Origin of the sequence: Bartonella sp. AA97HXZ (assembly GCF_042196985.1) — a bacterium.
Taxonomy (GTDB): Bacteria; Pseudomonadota; Alphaproteobacteria; order Rhizobiales; family Rhizobiaceae; genus Bartonella.
The window spans coordinates 1-1,882 of the sequence record NZ_JBHIRC010000060.1; the positions used below are offsets into that span (position 1 = coordinate 1).

Consider the following 1,882-nt stretch of genomic DNA (forward strand, 5'->3'; position numbering starts at 1 on the left):
GAGGCTAAAAATACAGGCTATGCGAGTTGGTGCCATGGGTATTTGGATGAAACTATGAATCAAAAGGTTCAAGATGCATTGTTTCAAAAAGATCCCAAAAAACGGGCGCAAATGTATGCTGATTTACAACGTGATTTTATGCAGAAAGGGCCTTATGCTTTTATCTATCAGACATATGTTTCTGTAGCGATGACACCTGATGTCAAAAAATGGGTTTGGAATAGTGCACCACGTATTTTTTATAGTGCAATTGAAAAATAAGAAGGTATCAAGTTTATAAAATATAAAAAACATGGTCATGATATATTTGATGTATTGCAAAGCTCTTTAATACTTTGCAATACGTTGAATTCTATCGGGAATGGATTACTATGTTGTGTAGAGAATTTTGTTTCAAAACAATTCTATTGGGAAGAGAGGTTATTTATCTCGATAAATTCTACGTGTATAGATATTAATATTTGATATTTCAATTTATATGTATAGAAGGTAATAAATTTGTTTGTTGCAAAAGACAGGTGTAACGAATAAAGCAAAGTTTAGTGTTTCTGAAAAAATGGGGACTTTATAAAATGTTTTGGTGAGAAAAACTGTTGTATGCGGGTACGTGGGGAAACATCAAGCTACTCTTCTCATACCTCAGGTTACATTCCTTATGACTTAAAATATGATAATCTATAGGTTCGAAGCTGTTATTTGATACGGAGTTATAATAAAGTTCGAATTTTCTTCTGAAGAAGGGTGAAAATGGTTACGAAAAAATTTATTCAGGATCATCAAAATATCAAATTGTTTTGAGGCTTTTGAAGCAATTAGAGTAGCGCTTTGATGATACTTTTTAGAAAATCGCAAGAAGAAACTTGAAAAAGAAATCTTTTTAATGAAGCAAGGAAGGATTTTGGTCTGATATGCTCTGAATTATAAGTGCCGTGATGTCGTGTGCTATCGTGCGTGATAGCTTCATTTTAATCAGATCGTTTTGCGTTGCATATGTTCGTTTGTTCTATACGTATTTGGGAGGGAAGGAGCTTTTGAAAAGTGGCTGCTGCTTTTAGAGATTTTGATATTTTACCTCTAGGAGGCGTGTTTTCTAAGCATGATCTTATCATTTTTGCATGTTGTCACATGGGAAGTTATACAATAACCTTAAATCTTAAAAGGAAAATTCTATGAACGGGAAAAGAAAAATATTGAAAAAGGGCAGTTCTTTTGTTTCTGCTGTTCTTGCAATGGGGATGTTTGTGCAACAAGTTTCAGCGAAAACACCTGCCGATACGCTTGTGATGGCTTGGAATCTTGATACAATAAGTACATTTGATCCCGCACAAATCAATGACCGTTATGGTAATGAAGTTCTTGTTAATGTTTGTGATAATTTAGTCGTTTCTGCTACAGATGATGCTGCTAAAATGGTTCCTTCTTTAGCGAAGAGTTGGGATGTTTCAAGTGATGATCAGAGTACGGTGATTACTTTTCATTTGCGTGATGGTTTGAAGTTCAACGATGGTCGTCCTGCGAATGCCAATGATCTTATTTGGAGCATGAAGCGGGTTGTTCAATTGAAGATGGCTACTGCGGCGACATTTAATGAATATGGGATTACAGAACAAAACGTTGATGAGGCTTTTCAAGCACCGGATGACAAAACGGTTGTGATGAAATTTGATAAACCTTATCCAGCAGAGCTCATTCTTAGCCATTTTGCCACTAGTCGTACTCTTGCTTTGCTTGATCGTGAAACACTCATGAAACACGAAAAAAATGGTGATATGGGAAACCGGTATTTGGCAAGCCATTCTGCTTGTGTTGGTCCTTATCAGCTAGAGAGTTGGCGCCCTGGAGAAGGAATTTTGTTGCGTGCAAGCTCCAATTATTGGGGGGA

1 protein-coding gene and 1 pseudogene are annotated in these 1,882 nt (G+C 36.2%); both read left to right on the top strand.

Annotated features, from left to right (window positions below; translation table 11 throughout):
• Window positions 1-261, top strand: a pseudogene (locus ACFINE_RS09615) (ABC transporter substrate-binding protein); the annotation flags it as partial.
• Window positions 262-1,169: 908 nt separating this feature from the next.
• A partial coding sequence (locus ACFINE_RS09620; protein ID WP_375621876.1) for an ABC transporter substrate-binding protein occupies window positions 1,170-1,882 on the top strand: 713 nt, incomplete at its 3' end.